19 protein-coding genes are annotated in these 24,780 nt (G+C 46.2%); 13 read left to right on the top strand and 6 right to left on the bottom strand.

All coding sequences use genetic code 11. The features are described 5' to 3' along the window. Positions 1–8: 8 nt before the first annotated feature. The 8 genes from QUB39_RS07535 to QUB39_RS07500 all read left to right on the top strand — a co-directional run bounded on the left by QUB39_RS07535 (position 9) and on the right by QUB39_RS07500 (position 8,014). Positions 9–1,427, top strand: coding sequence for an ATP-binding protein (locus QUB39_RS07535; RefSeq protein ID WP_333208339.1), 1,419 nt, complete (start codon positions 9–11; stop codon positions 1,425–1,427). Between the two features lie 102 nt (positions 1,428–1,529). After that, a complete protein-coding gene (locus QUB39_RS07530; protein WP_333053277.1) occupies positions 1,530–1,712 on the top strand; it encodes a type IIL restriction-modification enzyme MmeI in 183 nt (60 codons plus the stop codon). Positions 1,713–1,819: 107 nt separating this feature from the next. Continuing rightward, positions 1,820–2,050: an addiction module protein gene (locus tag QUB39_RS07525; protein ID WP_333053276.1), complete on the top strand. Its 231-nt coding sequence runs from the start codon at positions 1,820–1,822 to the stop codon at positions 2,048–2,050. Between the two features lie 205 nt (positions 2,051–2,255). Next, positions 2,256–3,917: an AIPR family protein gene (locus tag QUB39_RS07520; protein WP_333107679.1), complete on the top strand. Its 1,662-nt coding sequence runs from the start codon at positions 2,256–2,258 to the stop codon at positions 3,915–3,917. A gap of 70 nt (positions 3,918–3,987) precedes the next feature. Further along, complete coding sequence (locus QUB39_RS07515) at positions 3,988–6,063, top strand: DEAD/DEAH box helicase (RefSeq protein ID WP_333208337.1); 2,076 nt, start codon at positions 3,988–3,990, stop codon at positions 6,061–6,063. After that, the gene (locus tag QUB39_RS07510; protein WP_333208336.1) at positions 6,056–7,246 is read left to right on the top strand and encodes a GIY-YIG nuclease family protein; all 1,191 of its coding nucleotides are present in this window, start codon (positions 6,056–6,058) and stop codon (positions 7,244–7,246) included. The genes QUB39_RS07515 and QUB39_RS07510 overlap by 8 nt, the downstream gene beginning before the upstream one ends. A gap of 43 nt (positions 7,247–7,289) precedes the next feature. Next, positions 7,290–7,706 carry a XisH family protein gene (locus tag QUB39_RS07505; protein WP_333208335.1) on the top strand — a complete coding sequence of 139 codons (417 nt, stop codon included), beginning with the start codon at positions 7,290–7,292 and terminating at the stop codon, positions 7,704–7,706. After that, positions 7,694–8,014, top strand: coding sequence for a XisI protein (locus QUB39_RS07500; RefSeq protein WP_333208334.1), 321 nt, complete (start codon positions 7,694–7,696; stop codon positions 8,012–8,014). The genes QUB39_RS07505 and QUB39_RS07500 overlap by 13 nt, the downstream gene beginning before the upstream one ends. Positions 8,015–8,203: 189 nt before the next feature. Here QUB39_RS07500 and QUB39_RS07495 read toward each other — a convergent pair whose 3' ends face one another. Continuing rightward, a complete protein-coding gene (locus tag QUB39_RS07495; protein WP_333053270.1) occupies positions 8,204–8,698 on the bottom strand; it encodes a GAF domain-containing protein in 495 nt (164 codons plus the stop codon). 480 nt (positions 8,699–9,178) lie between these two features. Here QUB39_RS07495 and QUB39_RS07490 point away from each other — a divergent pair, with 480 nt between their 5' ends. After that, positions 9,179–9,406: an alpha/beta fold hydrolase gene (locus QUB39_RS07490; protein WP_333278481.1), complete on the top strand. Its 228-nt coding sequence runs from the start codon at positions 9,179–9,181 to the stop codon at positions 9,404–9,406. 106 nt (positions 9,407–9,512) lie between these two features. After that, entirely contained in the window at positions 9,513–10,028 is a 516-nt protein-coding gene (locus QUB39_RS07485; RefSeq protein ID WP_333208332.1) for a hypothetical protein, read from the top strand. Between the two features lie 153 nt (positions 10,029–10,181). On the opposite strand, the gene QUB39_RS07480 is transcribed toward QUB39_RS07485, so the two are convergent. Continuing rightward, the gene (locus QUB39_RS07480) at positions 10,182–10,631 is read right to left on the bottom strand and encodes a pyridoxamine 5'-phosphate oxidase family protein (protein ID WP_333208331.1); all 450 of its coding nucleotides are present in this window, start codon (positions 10,629–10,631) and stop codon (positions 10,182–10,184) included. Positions 10,632–11,443: 812 nt separating this feature from the next. Here QUB39_RS07480 and QUB39_RS07475 point away from each other — a divergent pair. Together QUB39_RS07475 and QUB39_RS07470 are read left to right on the top strand one after the other, a co-directional pair. Further along, on the top strand, positions 11,444–12,811 hold the full coding sequence (locus QUB39_RS07475) for a hypothetical protein (protein WP_333208330.1): 1,368 nt from the start codon (positions 11,444–11,446) through the stop codon (positions 12,809–12,811). 548 nt (positions 12,812–13,359) lie between these two features. Then, entirely contained in the window at positions 13,360–18,849 is a 5,490-nt protein-coding gene (locus QUB39_RS07470) for a response regulator (protein ID WP_333053266.1), read from the top strand. Between the two features lie 64 nt (positions 18,850–18,913). Here the strand turns inward: QUB39_RS07470 and QUB39_RS07465 are convergent, their stop codons facing one another. Further along, entirely contained in the window at positions 18,914–19,621 is a 708-nt protein-coding gene (locus QUB39_RS07465) for an ABC transporter ATP-binding protein (RefSeq protein WP_333053265.1), read from the bottom strand. A 317-nt stretch (positions 19,622–19,938) separates the two neighbouring features. On the opposite strand from QUB39_RS07465, the gene QUB39_RS07460 reads away from it, so the two are divergent. Next, positions 19,939–20,799, top strand: coding sequence for a PEP-CTERM sorting domain-containing protein (locus QUB39_RS07460; RefSeq protein WP_333208329.1), 861 nt, complete (start codon positions 19,939–19,941; stop codon positions 20,797–20,799). Positions 20,800–21,153: 354 nt separating this feature from the next. Here QUB39_RS07460 and QUB39_RS07455 read toward each other — a convergent pair whose 3' ends face one another. The 3 genes from QUB39_RS07455 to QUB39_RS07445 all read right to left on the bottom strand — a co-directional run bounded on the left by QUB39_RS07455 (position 21,154) and on the right by QUB39_RS07445 (position 24,675). Beyond that, positions 21,154–21,933 (bottom strand): ABC transporter ATP-binding protein, encoded by a 780-nt coding sequence (locus QUB39_RS07455; RefSeq protein WP_333208328.1) that lies wholly within the window; start codon positions 21,931–21,933, stop codon positions 21,154–21,156. 89 nt (positions 21,934–22,022) lie between these two features. After that, entirely contained in the window at positions 22,023–22,838 is an 816-nt protein-coding gene (locus QUB39_RS07450; RefSeq protein ID WP_333053262.1) for an SAM-dependent methyltransferase, read from the bottom strand. A gap of 271 nt (positions 22,839–23,109) precedes the next feature. Next, a complete protein-coding gene (locus QUB39_RS07445; RefSeq protein ID WP_333053261.1) occupies positions 23,110–24,675 on the bottom strand; it encodes an ABC transporter permease subunit in 1,566 nt (521 codons plus the stop codon). Between the last annotated feature and the right edge of the window lie 105 nt (positions 24,676–24,780).

The raw sequence follows: 24,780 nt of genomic DNA, 5'->3' as shown, positions 1-24,780 counted from the left end.
AGAACAATATGGTTACTCTTGAAAATCTAGAGCAATGGTTGCTCGCTCCCGCTGAAACAGAGAGGCTTGAATTTAAGGAAGCTAAACAGCAATATGACACAACCAAACTTTTGCGTTACTGCATAGCTTTAGCCAATGAGGGTGGTGGTCATCTCGTCTTCGGTGTCACCAATAAACCGCCTCGAAATGTAGTCGGGACGCAAGCGTTTCCATCTGCAACTTCTCTTAATGATATTAAAGCTTTAATAGTTGAGAAGCTGAGATTTCGGGTAGAAGTTACAGAGTTAAACCATTCCAATGGTCGGGTATTAGTTTTTGAAATACCCACCCGTCCCGTAGGGCAAGCATTCACGTTTGAGGGTGCATATTTAATGCGGGCGGGTGAAGATTTGGTGCCAATGACACCGGATATGCTCAAACGCATTTTTGCGGAAGATCAACAGGACTGGTTTTCCCAATGCGCTCGATCGGATGCCAGCCCTGATGATATCATTGCGCTCCTCGATACCCAAACATACTTTGAGCTGCTAGACATACCCTACCCAACCAGTCGCGATGCGGTCTTGGAACGATTGCAGAGTCAAGATTTAATCAAACAAACCTCTCAAGGTTGGACAATCACAAATCTCGCTGCTATTCTTCTGGCGAAAAAGCTGGATGCCTTCTCCTCTGCCTTAGCTCGTAAAGCCCCCCGTGTCGTTATTTATGAGGGGATAAACAAGCTCCAAACCCGCGACGATAAGACAGACAATCGTGGCTATGCAGTTGGCTTTGAAGGCTTAGTCGATTTCGTCCATTCAGCAGCACCGCAAAATCGATTCATTGAAGAAGTCATGCGGGAAGAAATTAAGATGTTCCCAAAACAGGCACTCAGAGAGTTGATTGCTAATGCTCTAGTGCATCAGGAGTTTCTAGCCACAGGCGCTTCAGTGATGATCGAGATGTATAACGATCGGATTGAAATTTCTAATCCCGGCACCCCACCCATTCAAGTAGAACGCTTTATTGACGAATATCGTTCGCGCAATGAGCAACTTGCCGACCTTATGCGTCGTTTTGGCATTTGCGAAGAAAAGGGTAGTGGTATTGACAAAGTAGTGAGTGCGGCAGAGGTCTTTCAACTACCTGCGCCAGATTTTCGGGTCGGGGAGACACGCACAATATCCATCCTATTCGCTTACCAAGATTTTTCTGACATGAGTAAATCCGATCGAATTCGAGCCTGCTATCAGCATTGCTGCCTGCTATACGTCAGCAACCGACAGATGTCGAACCAGACCCTACGAGAGCGCTTTGGGTTTGACGAGTCAAAGAATGTCTTGGTCTCTCAAGTGATTGGTGCTACCAAGGAAGCGGGGTTAATCAAAGCAGATGACTCTGCTTCTACCTCGACTCGCTATGCTCGTTACCTCCCTTTTTGGGCCTGAAAGTGCTTAAACGCAAATCCACATAACGAAGATCCAAAGCTTAAAACCCTGATGAATCAAGGATTTAAGTGCTTAAAAGCAAATGGGAGTCACCCTGAAACCATGCCCCCCAACCTCCGCGCAGACCACGCTACTCCACAGAAGTCGCTGCTCGATCGCATCTACATCGATCGCCGCTTCAAAAACGACACCGAACGCCTCGAAAAACTGTTTGAATTGTACACAAAAATGACCAGTCAGCAGGCATCATCGAAAAAATCTGCCAAACCTAAAGGAGGTAAATGAGGAGAAGTGCGATGGCTGCGCCCCGGCTTGCGCCTACGAGCTACCAAAATGACCCGTTAAATACAAAATGTTAAAATCAGACTAGCCTCTTATAGCCAAACGAGCCAATGCTAACCCTAGACCAACTCATTTCAGAAGCAACTGCATTACCAGATGCAGCCAAGGCTATCCTCATTGACAAAATTGTGGAGAGCATGGAAAGACAAATCGATCGAGATATTTTATTAGAAGGCGTGCAGAAAGCTCAAGAACGCATTGCCGAAATTGATAGCGGCGCAGTTCAAACTATTCCCGGAGATATTGCCTTAGCCCAAATACGGCAACTTGCACAGCAATGAAATATGAATTTCACCCAGTAGCCCTGCAAGAATATGCAGAGGCTGTGCAATCTAGACTTGAAGGGTTTTACGAATATCGTCGATTTAACTAACTGGCTTCAGCAAAAGAATTAAAAATTCTCAACTATCTCATAATCAAGCCGACCATATTCCCGCCTAGACTGAATGAAGCGAATTCTTGAGAACATACTAAGTAAATAAGTACATGGACATTAATGCATCTATCATTGACCAACGTTTAGCATCAGTCGTTAACGATATTCGTCAAAAGTCCGCCGAAGAATTGCACATCCAAGATGAAGGTAAAATCAAGTCCCTCGCATTTGTATACCTATGTGTTAGAACCATCTTGGATTTAGAAGATGACGACGCTTTCGAGTGCCTGACCGAAGGATCTGGTGACTTTGGCGTAGATGCCATGCACATTTCCGAAGAGTATGATGGTGAATTTACAGTTAGCTTGTTTCAAGCAAAATACAAAAACAAGCTAGCAGGAGATTCTAACTTTCCCCAAGAAGGCATTGAAAGTTTAATCAACGCAATTCAATACTTATTTAATCCAGCAGCTAGACTAGAACATATTAATCAACGACTGCTCGCAAAAGTCGAAGAAGCTCGTAGTTTGATTCGGGATGGTTACATCCCACAGGTTCGGGCATTAGCCTGTAACAATGGCCTAAATTGGAATGCGTCTGCACAGGAAGCTATTGAACGCACTGGCTTCGGCAGTCAAGTTACGTGGGAGCATATTAATCACGAACGCTTGGTCAAAATTCTGCAAGCTTCCAAACCCGTAAAAGATTCTTTGCAACTAAGTGGCAAGGCGATCGTTGAAGATATGGAATTTAGCCGAGTATTAGTTGGCAGAATTTCCGTCACCGAAATCGCAGCACTAATTGAACGACATGGTGAACGATTATTAGAGCGGAATATTCGTCGTTACTTAGGCTTGCAAGGTAATCGCGTCAATGAGGCTATTAGAAACACTTTAACCAGCGATGAGAAGAACAATTTCTACTTTTACAATAATGGGATAACCCTAACTTGTGAAAACTTTTCGTACAACGCTTTGCAAGATGGTAATTATCAGGTGCGTGTCGAAAATTTACAAATTATCAATGGAGGCCAAACCTGTCTGACCATATTCAAAACTTTGCGTGACAACAATTTGCTTCATGAAAATGCCCAAGCTTATGTTCTGCTTCGACTTTATCAATTACCTCATGAAAACGAAAGTTTAGTTCAAAGAATCACTTATGCTACTAATAGTCAAAATCCAGTAGATCTTAAAGATTTACGCGCTAATGACGAACTCCAGCAAAGACTGGAAATAGATATTCAGCAATTAGGATTCAATTACCGCCGGAAGCGTTCTGATTCTAGTACCCGTCCGATAGATATTACTTCAGGAGTAGCTGCTGAAGCCATACTATCTGTTTGGCGAGAAAAGCCTCATCAAGCAAAATTCTTCTCGCGCGAGCATTTCGGAAAACTTTATGACGCAATCTTCACCGACCAATTGAGCGGATCGCAAGTTGTAATTGCCGTTCAGCTTTACAGAATTGCAGAAAATCGTCGCAAAAGACCAAATCCTGCCGATCCAGATGTTGTTCGCTATGCTTCATGCTTTATTGCCATGCAGATGGGACGCAAGCTTCTTGCTGATTTGAATATTCAGATGAAAGACATTAGCCATCAGAATTTTCAATCGGCACAGCATCTGATTGAACAAAATAGCGAAGCCTATTTCGATGCCTCAGTACAGGATATTCAACGTGCGCTGCAAGATCTTTATGGCGAACAAGAGATTTCCTTACAGCAGCTATCTGCAACCTTTCGGCGTGGCGATTTAATCAGTAGACTTTGACTTACCAAAATGAATGTCCGATAAGTGCTACCGAACAGCCTGTCAATCGCAAAACCAAAGTTTACCACCCATGAGCAAACCGATCGCGATTCCCTCAGTTTCCGTCACCTACGCCCAGGATGGCACCTCCACCCGCCCCAACGCCCTCGGTATGCGCCCCATGCAAGAACGCGCCTACCAAAAGCGCGGCGAACAATACCTCCTGATCAAATCGCCTCCCGCCTCCGGCAAAAGTCGGGCATTGATGTTCATCGCCTTGGACAAACTAGAGAACCAGAACCTCAAACAAGCCATCATCGTAGTACCAGAAAAGGCGATCGGCTCCAGCTTCCACGATGAGCCGCTGAGTCAGTTTGGCTTTTGGGCCGATTGGCAAGTTGAGCCGAAGTGGAATCTCTGCGACGCACCGGGAAACGACGGCGGCAAAGTGGGCGCGGTGCAGAAGTTTCTAGCCAGCAATGCCAAGATTCTGGTCTGCACTCACGCCACATTCCGCTTTGCTGTGGACAAATTCGGTATCGAAATCTTAGACGATCGCCTAATCGCCATAGACGAATTTCACCATGTTTCGTCCAACCCAGACAACAAGCTGGGCGATCGTGTGCGCCAACTCATGGCCCGCGACAAAACCCACATCATAGCCATGACCGGCTCCTACTTTCGCGGCGATGCCGAAGCTGTGTTGCACCCCGAAGACGAATCCCGATTCGATACCGTCACCTACACCTACTACGAACAGCTCAACGGCTACCAATACTTGAAGCAACTCGACATTGGCTACTACTTCTACGCGGGTAGCTACACCGACGAAATCGTGCAGGTGCTAAACCCCAAAGAGAAAACCATCCTGCACATTCCCAACGTCAACTCCCGCGAAAGTACGAAGGACAAGATCCGCGAGGTGGAGCACATCATCGAGGAACTGGGCGAATGGCAAGGCACCGATCCCAACACGGGATTTCAACTCGTCAAAACCGCCGACGGCACGATCCTCAAAATCGCCGATCTCGTAGACGACGACCCCACCAAACGGGATAAAGTCGCCACCGCCCTAAAAGACCCCACCCAGAAGAACAATCGCGATCGTGTGGACATCATCATCGCCCTCGGCATGGCAAAGGAAGGTTTTGATTGGATCTGGTGCGAGCACGCCCTGACGATCGGCTACCGCTCCAGTTTGACAGAGATTATTCAGATTATCGGTCGCGCCACCCGCGATGCACCAGGGAAAACCCGCGCTCGGTTCACCAACCTGATTGCTGAGCCGGATGCCGCCGAATCTGCCGTCACCGAGGCAGTGAACGACACGCTCAAAGCCATTGCGGCCAGCCTACTGATGGAGCAAGTGCTCGCGCCGCGCTTCGAGTTCAAACCCAAGCGCCCCGACAATCAACCAACACCGGGTTTCGACTACGGGGAAGATGGTTACAATCCTGGCAAGTGCAACGTAGGCATCAATCCAGAGAGAGGCCTGATTCAAATGGAAATTAAGGGATTAGCCGAACCCAAGAGCCCGGAAGCCGAACGCATCTGCCGCGAAGACTTGACCGAACTGGTGACGGCTTTTGTCCAAGATAAGCCAACGATCGAGCGCGGCCTATTTGATGAAGAACTGGTGCCGGAAGAACTCACCCAAGTTCGCATGGGCAAAATCGTCAAAGAGAAGTTCCCAAATCTAGAAGCGGAAGATCGAGAAGCCGTCCGCCAACACGCGATCGCCGCCCTAACCCTCGTCCAACAAGCTAAAAAAACCATGAACGAAAGTGGTGGGCAGTACGCCACAAATCCTGGTGGTGGGGAAGCAGCGAAAAACACCTCACTCCTCGATGGGGTGAGGAAGTTCGCCCTATCGGTAACAGACCTCGATATGGATCTGATCGATCGCATCAATCCCTTTGGCGAAGCCTATGCCATTCTGGCTAAGTCCATGAGCGAAGAACGGCTGAAGCAGGTGGCAGAAGTCATTGCGGCTAAGCGAGTAACCCTTAGCGTGGAAGAAGCGCGGGAATTAGCCAAACGGGCGCTGCGGTTCAAGCAAGAAAAAGGCAGGTTGCCCTCTCTCACAGCAGTCGATCCCTGGGAAAAACGGATGGCAGAAGGAGTTGCCTTCCTGCAACGCAAAGTGAAGGAGGAAACTAATGCCTAAGTACACCACCGATGATGATTTGGAATTGCTCGGTGAATTGGGCATGGACATGACCCCCGAACCCTCCGGCCAGCGTTCTGCCAGAGAAGAGCGGATCGTCGCAGGCTTTGAGGAGATCGAGCGGTTTGTGGAAGAATATGGCAGACTGCCCCAGCATGGGGAAGATCGCGATATCTTCGAGCGGCTTTATGCGGTACGGCTCGATCGCCTGCGAGAATCGGAGGAATGTCGCGCCGTCTTGGAACCGCTAGACTCACGCCGACTGTTAGATGCTGAGACTGATGCCAGCCCGATCACAGAAAGCAATCTGACAGATGAAGCACTGCTGGCCTCCCTGGGAGTCGATGCAGCCTCAGAGAACGACGTTACCCAGCTTACTCATGTGCGATCGCGCAGCGAAATCAAAGCAGCCGAGGAAATCGCCCAACGTACTCCCTGTCAGGACTTTGATGAATTCAAACCCATCTTTGACAAAGTGCAACGGCAATTGCAGTCGGGGGAACGGCAAACCATCAAATATCAAGACTATGCAGCCGTCAAGGAAGGTGATTTGTTCATCCTTGATGGGCAGAAGGTGATGGTGGTCGATATGGGTGAGCCGTTTGTCAGCGACTATGGTCGATCGGACTGCCGGTTGAGGGTGGTTTATGACAATGCCACCGAGAGCGATTTGCTGTTGCGATCGCTCCAGCGTGCTTTAAATAAAGACAAGGCCAGCCGCCGCATCACCACCCCAGATTTCGGCCCCCTATTTTCTCACATTGAAGCAGCAGACGACTTACCAACTGGGTACATTTACGTGCTCAGGAGCCAATCGGATCACCCCTTCATTGCGGAGAATCGGTCTATTATTCACAAGATCGGCGTCACCGGAGGAGACGTAAAAAGCCGAATTGCCAACGCCAAGAAAGACCCCACCTATCTACTAGCAGATGTGGAAATCGTCGCAAAATTCAAACTGGCAAATATGAACCGGAAGCGACTTGAGGCACTCCTTCAGAAGTTCTTCGCCAGCGCTCGATTGGATTTGGAATTACAGGATCGCTTCGGTATACCAGTGCAGCCAAGGGAGTGGTTCCTCGTTCCACTAGAAGTCATTGAGGAGGCGATCGAAAAAATCAAGGAAGGAACCCTCGATCAATTCCGGTACGATCGGGAAACAGCAAGTCTCACGCGATCGTAATGCTATCTAAGGGGAATACGTCCAATTAGAACCCAAACTAAAAATGGCAAAGGATCTCTTCCACAACAGGGTCAAAATCGCCCTACAAAAAGATGGCTGGAAGATTACCCACGATCCCTACCAGTTACGCTATGGTGTTGCTGATGTCTACATCGATCTTGCAGCCGAAGAAGCGATCGCCGCTGAAAAAGAAGGACGTAAAATAGCTGTAGAAGTCAAAAGTTTCGTAGGTAGCTCCACCATTTCTGAATTCCACACTGCCCTCGGTCAATTCCTCAACTATCGCGTTGCCCTCGAAGTCTCTAGCGAACCCGAACGTATACTGTATCTGGCAGTGCCCACCGATACCTACCAAAGTTTTCTCAGATTTGAACCCGCAAAAACTGTCATCGAACGTTATGAAATCCGACTAATTATTTATAATCCAACTCGTGAGGCGATCGACCAATGGATAGACTAAACGAATACCGCCAAATTGTTTGTGACTTTCTCGAAGACTTTTCTAAAAATGACGCAAATGCTCAGCTAATATTCGATTTCGCCCGCGATCGATACCTCGTTATGCACAACGAATGGCGCGACGAATATCGCATCTATGGGTGTGCCATGCAGCTTGATATCATCGAAAATCAAATCTGGATTCAACACAACAGTACCGAAATCTACATCGATCGAGAACTGATTCAACGCGGCGTGTCTCCTCAAGATATCATTCTTGGGTTTCGCTCCCCCAGCATCCGAAAACTCCTTGCCACCAACTATTCCTAGAGACCAAGGTTTGGAACAGTTAGATGGATAAGTAGTTAGACAGAATTAATTACACAAAATAGAATCTGAAATTCTCTTCCCGTAAGCTTTGCAACATTATATATGTGTAAATATTTCTGTCTCGGTTTTCGCATATATATTTTATGCTCGATACCCCAACTGTCACCAAGCAGAATCTGGGATTAAATATTAACTATCTTGAATTGTGGGAGACATTGCCATATTTTGTGCTTGTTGCTGCATGAATTCAATGTCCGATCGCGACCAAGTGCGGGGCCCGCTGCACTGATGAGCAATTAACAGCCCCCACAGTCCTTTGTTTGTTAAAATTGGCACGACTAAATTGGCGCGAACTTTCAGGCTAAGCAGAAAATCTCGGTGACATGGGTTAATTGGTTCTACTTCAATATCTGCAATTGCTTTAACTCTGCCCGCTTCGTACAAAGCAGCGTATTCGCCGCTAAAACATTCGTCTGGCCCCGTTGAACCCAAGATTGAGAGTTCGATCGCACTTAACATCTCGTAAGTCACTCGACCTTGCCACTGTTTGTAAAAATGATAAAGCACCGCGCGATCGCTCTGCAAAACTTCTCGAATGTCGTAGAGGGATTTTTCAACTAATACATCGCGCTTTAGACGATCTGTCAAGCGGTTAACAATGTTTTGCAGGCGATCGCCCGACATAGTATTAACTCCTTTAGTTCCTAGTACACTCGCCCGATCTTAATTATTGAACTGGCGCTATCAACAAAACTCAATTTCTTGCGCTTCGAGATTTTCGCGCGCTCTAAAATGAGTAATTTTTGGCTTAACAGTTGTCTGGATGCCAGCAACATTATACTATTATTTTGACAGAGATAGCAATCTTTTTGGGAAACGGGCAATGGCGTCGGGCCCCGCAAGCTACGGCTTTTTTTCGCGAAGAACCACCGATGGGACGCCTGTTCCACAAATGAAGAGAAAAGGAAGAGTTTACAAGTGCTGGGAGAATTGCTAGATCGGCCTAAAGTTGGTTCCTCTTAAAGAGAGGAACTGCTAGGCTATCTCGATAGCTAGAGGAAGCATCAAATATGTCTGTGCTAGAAGGAAGCTGCTTGGAAACACGAATTTATCGCTACGAACGGCATTAAACTGCACTATGTCACTCAAGGTTCTGGGCCGCTGATGCTGATGCTGCACGGATTTCCTGAATTTTGGTATTCTTGGCGGCATCAAATCCCAGAATTTGCATCAGATTATAAAGTTGTCGCTGTGGATCTCAGGGGTTACAACGACAGCGACAAACCTCGCGATCGATCTGCTTACGTGATGGCAGAGTTTGTGCAAGATGTCAAGGGCATTATTCAGGGTTTGGGATACGAAAGTTGCGTCTTAGGAATGAGAATTAAATAACTTCCACAATAACAATTAAAATTGTAAGTTATTTAATTCGCGATCCTTAGTTGGTCACGACTGGGGAGGTGCGATCGCCTGGAATTTTGCTTATGCTTATCCCGAAATGGTGGATAAATTAATTGTGATGAATCTACCGCATCCGGCCAAGTTTGCTGAAGGGTTACGCACTCCCCAACAATTGCTGAAAAGTTGGTACATCTTTTTATTTCAGTTGCCAGTTTTGCCGGAGTTGTTAATTCAGTGGGACGACTATCAAGCAATTTCGGCTGCTTTGGAAGGTATGGCAGTTGACAAAAGCACCTTTAGTCCCTCAGATATCGAAGCTTACAAAGATGCCGCTGCCAAACGGGGCGCTCTGACTGCTACTATCAATTATTACCGCAATATTGCTCGCGGATTTCTCGATCGCCAGAATTGGAGCGTGCTGGAAGTTCCGACGCTGATGATTTGGGGAGAAAAAGATGCGGCCCTCGGCAAAGAGTTAACCTATGGAACCGCAGATTACGTGCGGGATTTTCAGATTCATTACATTCCTAATTGCAGCCACTGGGTGCAGCAGGAACAGCCGCAGTTAGTGAATCGGTACATGAGAGATTTTTTGGCAAGCAAAGCTGTTTGAGCTGATATTTGGCACTATTTTATCCGGCCGCACTTTTTTGTAATTTCTAGTGTTGGAGGCGCTCTGACGATCGTAAACCGGGTTTTTTACCGAGATTGAAAATCTTAATTAAGTATTTTCGTAAAAAACCCGGTAACAAGTGAGTCTCGACGTTCACCGACTGCTGATTCCCTCCGTCGTGCGCCCGCTCATTTCCCAGGGCTGAATGCGGTAAATTGCGATGGTCTCCGCACGCCCTTGCGAGTCAATCCAGGTGCGATTGATGGCGGGCGAAAGTTTGGGGTTGTGTTCTTTGACCAATTCCATCGCGCGATCGATGTCTTCCTGCTGCGTAAGGCGTTCTGCTCGCCCGTTCACGACAACGCTGCGCCAGTGTTCCATATCGCGGACTTCTTCCACTTGCAAGCAGACTTCTGGATTGCCGTCCATATACTTCGTTTTCATCCCGACTGTTGTGAAAATGTATATGTCCGAATCTTGGAGATAATAGTGCATTGGCACAACGTAGGGAAGCCCTTCAAATACACAGCCGAGGTGTCCGTGTCCTACTTGCTGCAAAAGTTCTTGTATTTCTTTTGAACTCATTTCATCAATATCTAACATTTTTATGCTCCTTTAAGACTTACTCTAGAGAAATCCATCGATGTTTTAGGTTGCTTCACGAGTGGGGCTTTGGGTCTAATTATTGCATTTTTGATGCGCCTGTTTTGTGGCTATAAACAAGTATAGAAGTTCTCCGAGCATAACCTAGGTTGGTCACCAATATCATCTACCTTTAGACCGATATATTTTTTGTGGGGAAAATTGTAGGATTTGGGAAATAAACCCTCGGCAATTGCTGAGGGTTTAATGTTTTTATTAAATGGCGATCGTCTAATTAATTAATAAAAGCGTTTTTTCCTAACGGGACTTAAACAAATTTTCAGCCCAGATCAAGCCCAAACTCGCTTTATCTGTAGCTTGGGCGTCCATGTTTTGTTGTTACCCGCGAACAAAAGGCGATCGTCCCTTGGAATGCTCTGACCTATCTTTTTTAACACAAGTCGATCAAATATGAGGCCTGGCTGGCTTTCCGGCGGCGTTGTCACCCCGCCAGATATTTAACGCAATTTATAGGGTTAATTGTTATACCCAAATATTTTACTGTGGTTGTTCGAGGTGAACCTTCACTTTTGACTGCTACCTGTGCTATTTTACTTTATGTGTTAATTCGGGAAATTGGTATAGTTAATGCTTTTTTATTACAATAGCTAACAAACTCGATCGCCCGTTAAGTTAGATTAGCGATGGGTATATTTACCTCGAACATAAAATAACCTAAATTAGTAGTTAATAATCACGTGTTATCAAAAACTAGAATTCTGATTTTTTTTCTAGGTGTTTTAATTGCCATCAGCCTAGGGTTGTTCATCGGAATGACAACTTTTGCTCAAAACATCGAAACAATTAAAATTTCCGGCACTGCTGCGGGTGTCAGCACTCGCTACATCGGTGCAGTCGAAGGCAATATCAATTTCGACATCAAAGATTTGCAAGATTTGGGAATTAATACCTACCGCATTTACGGGGGTATGTCTCGATGGGAAGCTGAAGACGACGATGGTAAATACGGTTGGCCATCTATTGACGAAATTAAGACAAATCCCAATATAATTAATTGGGCACATTGGGATCAGATGATGACTAATCCGCCCCAGGGTAGCGATTATTGGTGGTCGGGACGACCAGGTAGGGTTTGGCAAGGCAATGCCAGGACTATTTTTAATAGTCTCAAACAAGCAAATATTCGCCCGGTTGTGAGTATTCGGAATGTTGATAATAACTGGAATCCCAGTTGGGCACTGCAACTGAATCCGCCGCGCACAGGAGAAGATTGGAACGAGTGGTGGGAACACGTTTTTGCTACGGTTTATTGGCTGAATGTTCGCAATGATTACCGCGTTGATGATTGGGAAATTCACAACGAACCGGACAATCGCGATCAGGGTTGGGGCGGGACTAGGGCTGACTATTTTGAATTGGTTAAGGTGGCAAAAGATGCGATCGACTTTGTTTATAAAACTTATTTGCCTTCGCGCACTTACCGCATCCATGGCCCGAAAACCATAGGCGGCAGCAATTGGCCGGCTAGTGCTTTGCAGGAAATACCGAATTATTTCGATACAGTCAATGTCCACAACTACGATGCAGATATTTCTAGCTACACCCGCAAAGTGCGCGGCTGGATGAACGGTACTGTCCGCGCTAACTCGCAGCTTTGGGTAGGAGAATGGGGAACTTACAACATGAGCTACGGTGATTTATCTTTAGCTTTAAATTTGATTAAGAATTTGATTCGAGGTTCTCAACCGGGGGATAATTATATTGACGGCAGTCACATATTCTGTTTGTACGACTGGGGCAAGCCCGCAGGGGCGGAAGGTTTGCTAGGGGACGGGGGAAAACGGCGCGCAGGCTACTATGCTTTGCGGATGGGAATTAGGGCTTTGCAGGGCGGGAAAGCTACCTTTTTTCCTATCACTAATAGTTCGGATTTAATGGCAGTTGCAACTCTTGATGCTAGCAAGAATGTTTACTTGCTGGTTGTCAATGACCGAGCAACATCTTACACTGTTAATGCTGATATTTCGGAGCTGATAAAAACTGGTAATGGCACGGTGCGGGAGTTCAGTTCTAAAACAATGGATGAGGTTGTTGGTAGTTTAAGGCTCAAGGGCGGCAATGCGAGTTTTACACTGGCAGGGAACAGCGCTATTCTCATCAAGTTCGATCGCCAGAATTGAAGCTCAAATCCTCTGGGCCATAATTGGGATAAGATAGAATTAGTTATGCTCAAAATTATTTATTTTCTGCCTGCTTGGCCTTGGAACCCTGGAACCCTCGAACCCTCGAACCCCCAATTGCACAGTTGCAATACCTAAATGTCATGTTGTGATTCCCCTCCTGTCGCTGGTAAATTGGTAGGGTGCAGGTATCTGGCCTCAAACAGAATGTGAGCGAGAGTTCCGTTGAGGGGCAGAAAGTAGGGTGCAGTCTAGACAATCGCAGAAATTCTTGCTCGTAAACCCGCAGCAGTTAGGCTAGGCGAGGAATTACCCGCCCGCCTTCATGTCCGCCCTCTGGCAGATAGCATTGGTTCTGGAAGTCAGAAGCCGTCAATTATCAGGATATGGCACGGAATTAATTTTAAATGCCAAGATGCTGGAAGTATGGGTGAGTTGAATCGTACAGAAACTTTGAGCGCGCTTGGAAATCTCGCGGGTAAAGCCTCTCAATCAACCTGCTGCTCGCGATCGGCTTTTTCCAACAAATATCACTTTTATGCCCCCTGATGTTTATTCCCTCCCTCAGTCAGGTCATCAACCGCAATCCCCTCACCGTCACCCCTGAGACGCCCGTAGAAAAGGCGATCGAGCTGATGAGTAGCACAGGAGCCAGTTACGTCCTCGTGGTAGAACCGCGCGGGAATTATCAACTCGGAAATCCCACGAACGGGACTTCCCCACAATCGCGGGAACAGTCGGGTTTCTACAACGGTGTACCGCGTGCGCTACACGCAGGAGGCAACGGGCGGCCTCTCAACGGCTCAAAAGCTCCCTATCCTAGCAGCCAGACAGTGCTGGGGATTTTTACAGCGCGAGATATCGTACAGCTAAATTCGATCGGCGCTGCTTTGAGGGGATTTGCGATCGAGCAAATCATGATCAGAACCGTAACTGTAGCCCGAGAATCGGAAATTCCCGACTTTTTTGCCTTAGCCAATCTGCTGGATAAAAATCAGATCAGCCATTTGCCCGTCGTCAGCGAGGCTGAAGAACTTGTCGGTTTAATTAGCTCTCAAAGCTTGGTGCAAGTGTTGCAGGAAATTGGGGAATCGACACCAAAAGCAATTAGCAGCGCTTCGCTACCTGCGGCTTTCGCGTTCCCTCCGCCGCTGCCAATTGTGCATCAAAAATTAGAGCTGCCCGCAAGTTTAATTAAACTTTATCAAATCCCTCAAATAGCAGCCTCACGAATAATTCACGCTCCTTCTAATTCTTCGGTTCGCTACTTGGCGCAACTGATGTTTAGACACAATGTTAGTTATGTATTAATCACTGAAACCCCCGATCAACACTCGACTGGTGCTGCTCACAATTCCAAATTTACAAATCCCAACATTCACAAACTGGTTGGGGTGGTAAGTTCGCGGGATATCGTGCAGTTGCAGGCGCTGGGAAGAGACTCTAACAAAATTAAAGCGGGAGCAATTTGCAGCAGTTCGCCGCCACTGGTGCGATCGCACTCTAGCCTCGAAGCAGCCGTGGCGCTGCTGCAAAAACACTACTGCCAGTTGCCTTTATTAGTCATCAACGAAACAAATCACCCGATCGGGATTATTAATCCTAAAACTATCCTTTTACAAGCGCTGGATTCCAAATCTCTGCATTCTGGCTTAATTGCTTTGCAGCGCCAGCTAGAATCTAGCAACGCTCAATACAAAAAACTCTCAGCAGAAATACAGCGGACAGCAGCAAATAGCCACGAGATGGCTGAAATTTCTTACCACAGTTTCGTAGAGCGGCCAAATCTCCCCCCTGCAGTCAACAATCAGGGGATTTGGGACTGGAATCTCGAAACAGATGAGTTTTTTTATTCGGCGCGGTGGCAAGAAATGCTGGGCTACCAAGAAGGGGAAATCTCGAATCGCCGATCGGAATGGTGGAGTCGCATCCACCGAGATGATATTGACTCGGTAAAGGCAGCTTTAGAAGAACACTTCGCCCAAAAGACACCGGATTTTGCAGCCGAATATCGGATGTACTGTAAAGACGGCAGCACTGTCTGGGTGCTGAACCGGGGTCAAGTTTTACGCAGCGCTACTGGCAAACCGCTGCGGGTAGTAGGAACTCATACAGATATTACTCTAAACAAGCAGTTTGAAGTCAAAAACCGCGAGCACGATCGAGAACAATTCCATCTATTTGACTCTTTGAAAGCAACAGTAATTTTCCACATAGATGCGGCGGGGGTTTGGAAATTCCTCAACCGCGCTTGGACGGAAATTACTAATTATGCGGTTTCCGAAAGTTTGCAAACTAATTTTTTAGAGTGGGTGCATCCAGATGAGCGCGAGCAATGTGCAAATTTATTGGAGTCTTTGCTGTCCGGGAAGTCGGAATTTGAACGGCGAGAACTGCGATTTAAGTCCAAGTCGGTTTCGGAAAAAAACTCCTTGGGAATTCACAGTAATTCCGGCTTTGTTTCCGTAGAATTATTTGCCCAAGTCCGCCGGAATTCGCAAGGCGAAATAGCGGGAATTTTCGGGACTTTGCACGATGTCTGCAACCGCCTCGAAGGAGTTGAGGAACTGCGGGAAAGTGAGCGGGCAATTCGATCGCTCTACGAGGTAATGGTGAGCTCGGAAGGCTCTTTTGACGATCGAACGATCCGGTTGCTGGCGATGGGCTGTAGTCAGTTTGGGATGGATATCGGGCTGTTGGGCAGGGTTTTGGGCGATCGCTACGAAGTGATTTCGGCTTATGTACCGGAAGATTTTCCCTTTGGATTTGCTAAAGGAGACGGTTTTGCTTTGAGCAGAACCTTTGAGCGAGAGGTTTTGCGATCGAGCGAACCTATTTCTGTCGAATCAGCCGGCACTACTCAGTGGCGCAACCACCCCGCTTACAGCGTCCGCAAGTTGGAGGCTTTTGTGGGGACGAGGGTAATAGTGCAAGGGCGAATTTATGGCACTTTGAGCTTTACTTCTCGCACCACTAAATCTCCTTTTAAACCGCTGAATTTTGAAATTTTAAAGTTGATGGGCAATTACATCGGCGCAGAAATTGCCCGCGAAGAGCGAGAGCGAACTTTGCAACGTCAGTACCAGCGCGTTTTACTACTCAAACAAATTACTCAAAAAGTGCGATCGACTTTAGACACTCAAGAAATTTTTCAAACTACCGCCACCCAAATCGGCCGCGTATTTGGTGTCAATCGCTGTACAATTCACACCTATCTTTCGGAACCTTATCCCCACCTTCCTTGCGTCGCGGAATACTTAGAACCCGGTCACGAATCAGCTTTAGATTTAGAACTTTCTGTCACTTATAACCCCTACACAGAAAAACTCCTCGCTGAAGATATAGCCCTGGCGTCCCCCGATGTTTTTGCCGATCCTTTGCTGGAATCTTCGGGGCCGATGTGCCGCCGCATCGGATTAAAATCTATGTTGGCTGTTCGCACTTCCTATCAAGGAGAACCGAATGGAATTATTACTTTGCACCAGTGCGATGCAACTCGCCAGTGGAATCCAGACGAAATTGAACTGTTAGAAGATGTTGCCGCTCAAGTTGGCATTACCTTAGCTCAAGCACAACTTTTAGAAACCGAAGTTCAGCGACAGCGACAGTTAGCAGAGCAAAATGAAGCTTTGGATCAAGCACGACAAGCGGCGGAAGTTGCTAATAGAGCTAAGAGCGAATTTTTAGCAACGATGAGTCACGAAATCCGCACTCCGATGAATGCGGTCATCGGGATGACGGGCTTGCTGCTGGATATGGAACTAACTCCAGAACAGCGGGATTTTGTGGAGACAATTCGTACCAGCGGCGATGCTTTGCTGACTATTATTAACGATATTCTCGACTTCTCTAAGATTGAATCTGGAAAATTGGATTTGGAACGCAGCCCCTTCGAGCTGCAAAACTGTATAGAAGAATCTCTAGAATTACTGGCTCCTAGAGCCTCAGAAAAAGGTTTAGAGTTGGCTTATTTTATTGATGATTCTGTGCCAAAAAACATTTTAGGAGATGTCACGAGACTGCGCCAAATTTTGGTAAATTTGCTGGGCAATGCAGTTAAGTTTACAGAATCTGGAGAAATTGTGGTGTGCTGTACGGCTAGGCAAATTGAACCGGTAGCTGCTAAGAGTTCGCCGGAAAAAATTAATATTCTAGATCCACAACCGCTAGCAATTAACCAGGGAGAGTTGGCACGTAGCAAACAATACGAGATTCAATTTGCTGTCCAAGATACGGGAATTGGTATTCCGCCAGACCGGATGGATCGCCTGTTTAAAGCTTTTTCGCAGGTGGATGCTTCGACAACACGACATTACGGCGGGACGGGTTTGGGACTGGCTATCAGCCAGCGTTTGAGCGATATGATGGGCGGTACAATGTGGGTTGTCAGCCAGGTTGATCCCCGAAGTTCTAAGTCTCAACCGGGAGTTTCTGCCGGACAAAGTATCGCTGGAAGGTCGCCAGAAGAATTTACTCCGCCCTTGATATCGGGTTCGGGTTCGATTTTTTATTTCACGGTGACTGCTGAAGCGAATGACATCCGGGCTGAGGAAAAAAGACCGGAATTTGCCGCTGGTAAGCGCTTGTTAATTGTTGAGCATCATGCCATTAACCGGCAAGTTTTGATCCGGCAGGCAGAGTCTTGGGGAATGATACCCGTGGCTGTAACTTCGGGTGCTGAGGCTTTGGAAATCATCAAAGGAAACTCGCCGCTCGATTTAGCTATTTTGGCGATGAATCTACCAGATATGGACGGTGTGGCTTTGGCTGTGGAGATTCGGAAATTTGAGCAGAGCAATTTGTCTGGCGACGACGGCTTAAATCCGAATGTCATCGTTAAAAACCCTCGCAAAATAGCACTACCTTTGGTGCTGTTTACTTATTTAAGTAAGGCGGAAGTTTGGAAAAAACTTGAAACTACAGAAGTACATTTTTCGGCTTTTTTAACTAAGCCTTTAAAACAGTCCCAGTTTTATAATGTGTTGCTGCAAGTTTTTGGATATGTTACTGGCAGAAGCGGCAGGGGAGAAGTTTCAAATGTGGTGACTTTGACTTCGGGATTGAAGTATTTTGAAAATTCTCAAGAACAACACCGCGCGCAGCGGACGCCTGCTGTTTTGAGGCAGGTTGCGACGAATTCTGCCGGACAGGATGGAGCTAATTCTAGTCAGATTCGGATCTTGCTGGCGGAGGACAATGTGGTGAATCAAAAAGTGGCTACGCATTTACTCGACAGGATAGGATATCGGGCTGATATTGCGGCTAATGGGTTGGAGGTTTTGGAGGCGCTGAAGCGGCAATCTTACGATGTTGTGCTGATGGATGTGCAGATGCCGAATATGGATGGGTTGGAAGCGACGCGCCGCATTTGTCAGGAATGGCCTGCTAACAAGAAGCCGAGAATTATTGCGATGACTGCTAATGCGATGCAGGGCGATCGCGAAAAGTGTCTGGAAGCAGGTATGGACGATTATATTACTAAGCCGGTACGCCGGGAAGAGTTGGCGATCGCCTTGAGCAAGTGCTCACCTCTGATTCGGGATGAATTGGATGCGGTAACAGAGGAAAACAATCAAGATATTTCTGATGACATTGACAGTGATGCTGCGGCATCTTCGAGCGTTCAACCGGGAGCCGATTCGCCGATTGATTTTCATATTTTGCAAAATCTCCGCGAGCTAGACGATGATGAAGATCCGGATTTTTTGGGGGAGCTGATCAAGATATATTTGGTAGACGCACCGCAACATTTAGAAACTATTAAGGAGGCTATTTTTCTCGGCGATGCTGATAGTTTGAAGCTGGCTTCTCACACGCTGAAGTCGAGCAGCGCCAATTTAGGAGCGGTGTCTTTTTCTGCTGTTTGCAAGGAGTTGGAATATATGGGTCGCTTGGCGGTTGAGTCGGGAGGGGAACAGGTTTTTGATGTGAGTACGGCGCGCGATCGCCTGTTGGAAGCCCAAGCGGAGTGGGAAAAGGTGCGGGCGGCTTTTGAGACGGAATTGGAAACGGGGAAGTTGCGATCGCAAATAGGGTAATTGCTAATTGGTAATTGGTAATTGCTGTTACCGATTACCCATTACCGATTACCAGAATAGTTATTTAACTTTCACCTAAATAGGCTTTGCGAACAGTTTCATTTGACTGCAAATCGCTAGCAGTACCGGCGACTACAACCTGACCGGTTTGGATGACATAGCCGCGGTGGGCTACACTTAAAGCCATACGGGCGTTTTGTTCCACCAGCAAAATAGTTGTTCCTTCAGCATTAATATCGCGGACGATCGCAAAAATTTGACTGACTAACATCGGTGCCAATCCCATACTCGGCTCGTCCAATAATAACAAGCGGGGGCGCGACATCAAAGCCCGGGCGATCGCCAACATTTGCTGTTCCCCGCCGCTGAGAGTTCCCCCTTTTTGACTAATTCTTTCTCGCAAACGAGGAAATAAATTTAATGCTTTTTCCATATCTGACTTGATACCTAGAGTATCGTTGCGGAGATAAGCACCCATTTCCAGGTTTTCTTGCACCGTCATTCGCGGAAAAATCAACCGCCCTTCGGGACTTTGAGAAATCCCCAAACGGACGATCGCCTCTGTAGATAGTGCTTCTAAAGGCTTTCCCTCAAATAATACAGTGCCGATTCGCGGGCGCAGCAGTCCTTGAATCGTGCGGAGAGTGGTCGTTTTCCCCGCCCCGTTGCTGCCGATTAATGTCACAACTTCTCCCTGCGAGACTGTTAGCGATACCCCTTTGAGAGCGTGGATATTTCCGTAGTAGGTGTGAATGTTTTTAATTTCTAGCATGATTACTCTTTCTGCTTTGTGCCTTTTTATATTATCCCGACTAATTATAAAATTTTATTGCATTTATTTAAAATCAAGCTTTTTTAGAGTAAACAGTAATTTTACTTAGATCAAGACCCGCCCTAGCTCCCATAGAATCTATTTTTAGTAGCTGTGGCGACCAACTTTACATAATTTTTACTTAAACACAAGATTTCTTGACAGTAGCTTTACAAAAATCTCTAAGTATATAGCTAGTATTGATACGTAAGCGCAACCAACCGCTACAAGTTACCAATAACAGCACTTAAAATGTTTCAAATTTAAGGAAATTTACCATGAAATTCAATCACTGTAGCGGAACGATCGCATTTTTATTAGCAACTCCTTTAGTAACCAGCTTGAGTGTAGGTATTGCGCCCAGCCGTGCTGCCACAATAGCCGGTTCTGCCGCAGCAGTAACGATTAACAACTTCCGTCACACCCCGACTGAGACAGGTACATTTACTAACACTAAAACTCAGACAATAGCTAACAGCGGTGCAGCCATTAGCCAAGCGAACGCTGAGGCATTTTTTATATCTAACTGTCACGAATTGCTGGCAACAAATCTCTCGCAAAGTGAAGTCATAGGCAGCGGGAATAACTATTCTGGTTTAGCCCAAAGTCAAGCAGCAGTTATCGGCGACTTTTCTATAAAGGCTAAAGAAACTTTTTCCTTCACTGTTCAGACTATTTTACATCTTTTTACATCTGTTAGTAATCCCCAATCAGAACGGGCTAGCGCCCAAGGCAGTATATCTTTTGCATTAATTGACACTGTTTCTAACATTCTTTTAGAATCATTTCAATTTGGGATCGGTTTGCACTCTTTTAAAGCCCCGGAATTGAGTGTGTCATACAACCTCGCTGGAAACTTTAATCCAACACAAATTAATTTTGCTTTTCTGGCTGAAGGTAATACAAAAAGCCTGAGTTTGTATACTTCGGGAGTGTATTCGCGGACTTTTGACAGCACCACTAATTTAAGATTAGTAGAAGTTAAGAACAATATGGCAGTGGCACAAGCGCAACCAGTCCCCGAAGCAGAACCAGTTCCCGAACCTACTACTATATTAGGCACTGCCCTATTTTTCGGTTTCCTGGCGAAGGGGAGAAAATTTAAGAATCAATTCTCTGAAGTTAAATCAAAAGTTTAGGAATGATGCAAAACATCTAAGGATCGTCAATTAAATAATTTCCCTTTTTTCTTGTGGGATGGGCGTCCCGCCCGCCCAGAAAGGACGGGCGGGACGCCCATCCCACAACAGTCATGAAAAGTGGATTTTATGTAATTCTCATCCCTAAGTATGTCAACTATCGCTGTTAGATAGGCGACTTCTTTAATAAGAAGTCGCCTATCTATAGCAATCCTCGCATCATTTGTAAAAATATGTAGGGGTAGTGCTACCCCTACTCCCCGTGCCTACCCCAGCCTGCATCGGGGCAACCACGGGGGGTTTGCCCCTACAAAAATTACACAAATCATTTAGGATTGCTATAGTTATTCTATACTATCCATGTCCATCTTCTTCTTTTCCCAAATATGCCTCAATTACGCGAGGATCGGCGCGAACTTGATCTGGAGTTCCCTCAGCAATTTTAGTACCGTACTCCATAACACTCACGCGATCGCTAATTCCCATCACCACTTTCATATCATGTTCAATCAGCAAAATACTCAAATTCAACTCATCGCGAATTCGGTAAATAAAGCGAGTTAAATCAGCCGTTTCGTTCGGATTCATCCCCGCCGTAGGTTCGTCCAAAAGCAGCACTTTCGGATCGGAAGCCAAAGCCCTGGCAATTTCCAATCTGCGCTGGTCTCCGTAGGAAAGGTTTTTTGCCAACTCCAGCGCTTTAGAAGCACCTAAACCGACAAAATCAAGCATAGTGAGCGCTTTTATTTTAGCTTCCCGCTCCTCCAAATTCGCAGCGGGAGGGCGGAGGATTGCACCCAACAAACCTGTTTTTAATCGGCAGTGTCTACCTACTAAAACATTATCCAGCACAGTCATGTTGTTAAACAAGCGGATATTTTGAAAAGTTCTAGCAATGCCGAAAGTTGTCAGGCGATCGGGAGGTAAACCCGTGATATTTTTTTGTTCCAAAAGCAACTGACCGCCACTCGGTTTGTAGATACCCGTCAGCATATTAAAAAAAGTAGTCTTGCCCGCACCATTGGGGCCGATCAAACTGGCGATCGAGCCTTTTTCCAATGTTAAACTAACCTGGTTGACCGCAGTCAAACCGCCGAATCGCATTGTAAGTTGCTGTGCTTCTAATAATGACATTTTGGTTCTGTTTTCTAAGATTTTATAGTAGTGCGATCGTCCTCGTCACAAGCTTTCACGCACACGAATCAATTCGGGATTGGGAGATTTTAGGGCATATTCTCTAACGTACAGACAAAATAGAACTTAAAAAGATTAGATTCTAGCGAACGGCGAGGGCGATATTGTGCGTGTAAATCGGCAGTCGAAAAGTTTTCAATAACTTTGAGATTGAGTTCGTCAGCCAAAGTAGCAATCTTTTCAAACCCCGTAATCCACGGTGCATACATACTTTCGTATTTATCTATGTAATCATTGATATCTTGGTAGCCCGTGGTTCTCAAAATTACCTTTTCCGACATATAATCAAAGGACAATCGAAAATTATCAACATTGTCGCGAATTTGTTCTAATACAAATATTACATCTTTTTTGTCAACCAAAGTAGTGTTGCCTTCCCACAAAAAATATGTCGGTCGAGCGAAATCAAATTCACTCGGTTTCAGCAAGGAGATTAAACCGTCTTTTACGTAATCGCCGGGAAGGTAGCGAACATTGGCAGTAACTTTGTTAGCTTTGAGAGTTTCTGCTTTTAATTGAAGAGTCGCGGGGTCGTCTATTTCAAAATAAGTGACTTTTTCTCCATTAATTATAGCAGCGCGAGTATCCAAACCCGAACCTAAAATAACTACTTGCTTGCAACCTCCTAAAATTTGATTTGACAAAAAATCATCAAAATATTTAGTCCGCAACTTAACCATTTCTTTAGCGGCGGGAGAGTTTTGAGCTATTTGCCTAGCTACTTTTTTTGTTTCCTCATTGAGCCATATTTTTACTACATGATCAGTATACAGAGGAATGGCCTCTTCATTCTCTTCTGCTCTAAATTCCGCAACGATAAAAGCAGTACCAGTTACATTGTTCATGGCTAATCTTTCACCCTTACTAAGTAGTTGGTTACAAATAAACCTTAGATGGGCACGGGGTTTTTACACCCCTAAACTCCCTTGTATCTGAGATGTTGCACCATTCTAAATAAGGTTTTTATAACAGGCAAGATGCCTGTTCCACAAAGAGTGAATTTTATTGTGGAACAGGCATCTTGCCTGTTCTTGAGAATGGTGCAAAATGTGAGTTGCATCCTAGATTATTAGCTAAATCCGCCTACCAAATACTATGGTTTTTGCCCTTACCTACTTATTGACTTCTCGCATCTGCTAAAGACTCATTGCTCGCTTCAGCATCCGAATGCAGTTCAGCTTGGTGTATCTTATCAGGAATCAGCCCCTCCGGCCGCACGAGCATCATGACAACAAGAGTTAGGCCGAATAGAAATAAGCGCATTTGAATCGGGTCTAAACTGGTGGCCAGAAAGTCTCGCAACTGGGGAATTGCAATCCTGGGGAGTACAAAAGTATTCAGAAAACCCTTGAGGACTTGCGCTAATTGTGGCAGATAAAGCCGATCGGCAGACATGATAATGATAGCCCCCAAAATCACCCCGGTCATGTTGCCCAAACCGCCTAAAATCACCATACAGAGGATGATTACCGACACCGAGAAATCGAAAACGCTGGGAAAAATCGCGCTGATATAGGCGGCGTAAAACGCGCCTGCAAAGCCCGAAAACGTCGCTCCCATCGCAAAAGCCGAAAGTTTGGTTTTGACTAGGTTAATTCCCATCGCACTCGCAGCTAATTCATCTTCGCGCATGGCATTCCACGCCCTGCCCAAGCGGGAATCTCGCAGCCGCGAAATCATGAAGTAAGCAAAGACAACTAGCAGCAAAATTAGGTAGTACCAGGGAAAGTAGTTGCCGGTGCTGAAAGTGCCGATAATGGGGAGAGATGGACGCCCGATCGGGTTTATTCCCGCTTCGCCGCCGGTGAGGTTAAAAGGTCGATCGCACCCAACCAGACACAGCACCAACTCAGGTTTACCCAAAACAGCCGCAACAATCTTCGAGACTGGTTCGTCGATCCGAATCGCGGTTAAATTCCTAAAGACAACCGGGATAATTTCGCCAAAACCGAGGGTAACAATCGCCAAATAATCGCCCTTGAGCCGCAGTGTCGGAATACCGAGGATTACGCCCGCGATCGCAGCTACACCGGCCGCGATCGGCAGTACCACCCAAAAGTTCCAAGCAATATTTAATTGCCCAGAAGATAGCAAAGCCGTCGTGTAAGCGCCGATCGCAAAAAACGCCGCATATCCCAAATCCAACAATCCCGCAAAACCCACAGTAATATTCAAACCCAGCGCCAACATAATAAAGATTTGAATCTGTACTACAGTAGCAATCCAGCCAGTCTGAGCTTGAATGTCGATAAACGGAAACAGAATTAGAATAAAAGCTAATGTCACCAGAGTTGCCAGTCGCTGCCTTTCTCCCTGCAAACCCTGCAAAGCACCCATTAACGTAGCTGTCAAAATTGCGATCGTCAAACTGCAAATCCCGTACAGCAGCGTAGTCGGCAAAGCAACAGCAGGTTGACCAGACAAAGGCCTAATCAAAACCCCTTCTACCACACTCGCAACTAACAGCCAAACTCCCAATCCCAATCCGGCTAAACTGCCGATCGCAGCACCCATTTTCGGGCTGTAAACCTTCTGCTCCCGACAGCTCATAAAGCCCGCAGCCGTACCCATCAGCCACCCGATCACCGTGCCGCTCCAACCGCCGAATAACAAAACAGTCAAAGAGCCGATCGCCCCTAAAATACCAGTCGATTTAATTGCTTGGATTATTTTATTAGTCATTAGTTATTAGTCATTAGTTATTAGTCACTGTTTACTGTTCACTGTCAACTGTCAACTGCTATATACTGGAACTGTTACCGCAACACACTTCAAACGGGCGATCGC

The sequence above is a fragment of the Microcoleus sp. AT8-B5 genome (assembly GCF_036705565.1).
Classification (GTDB): Bacteria; Cyanobacteriota; Cyanobacteriia; order Cyanobacteriales; family Microcoleaceae; genus Microcoleus.
The sequence above is the reverse complement of the archived record's forward strand: the minus strand, read 5'-3'. Positions and strand labels throughout refer to the sequence as shown.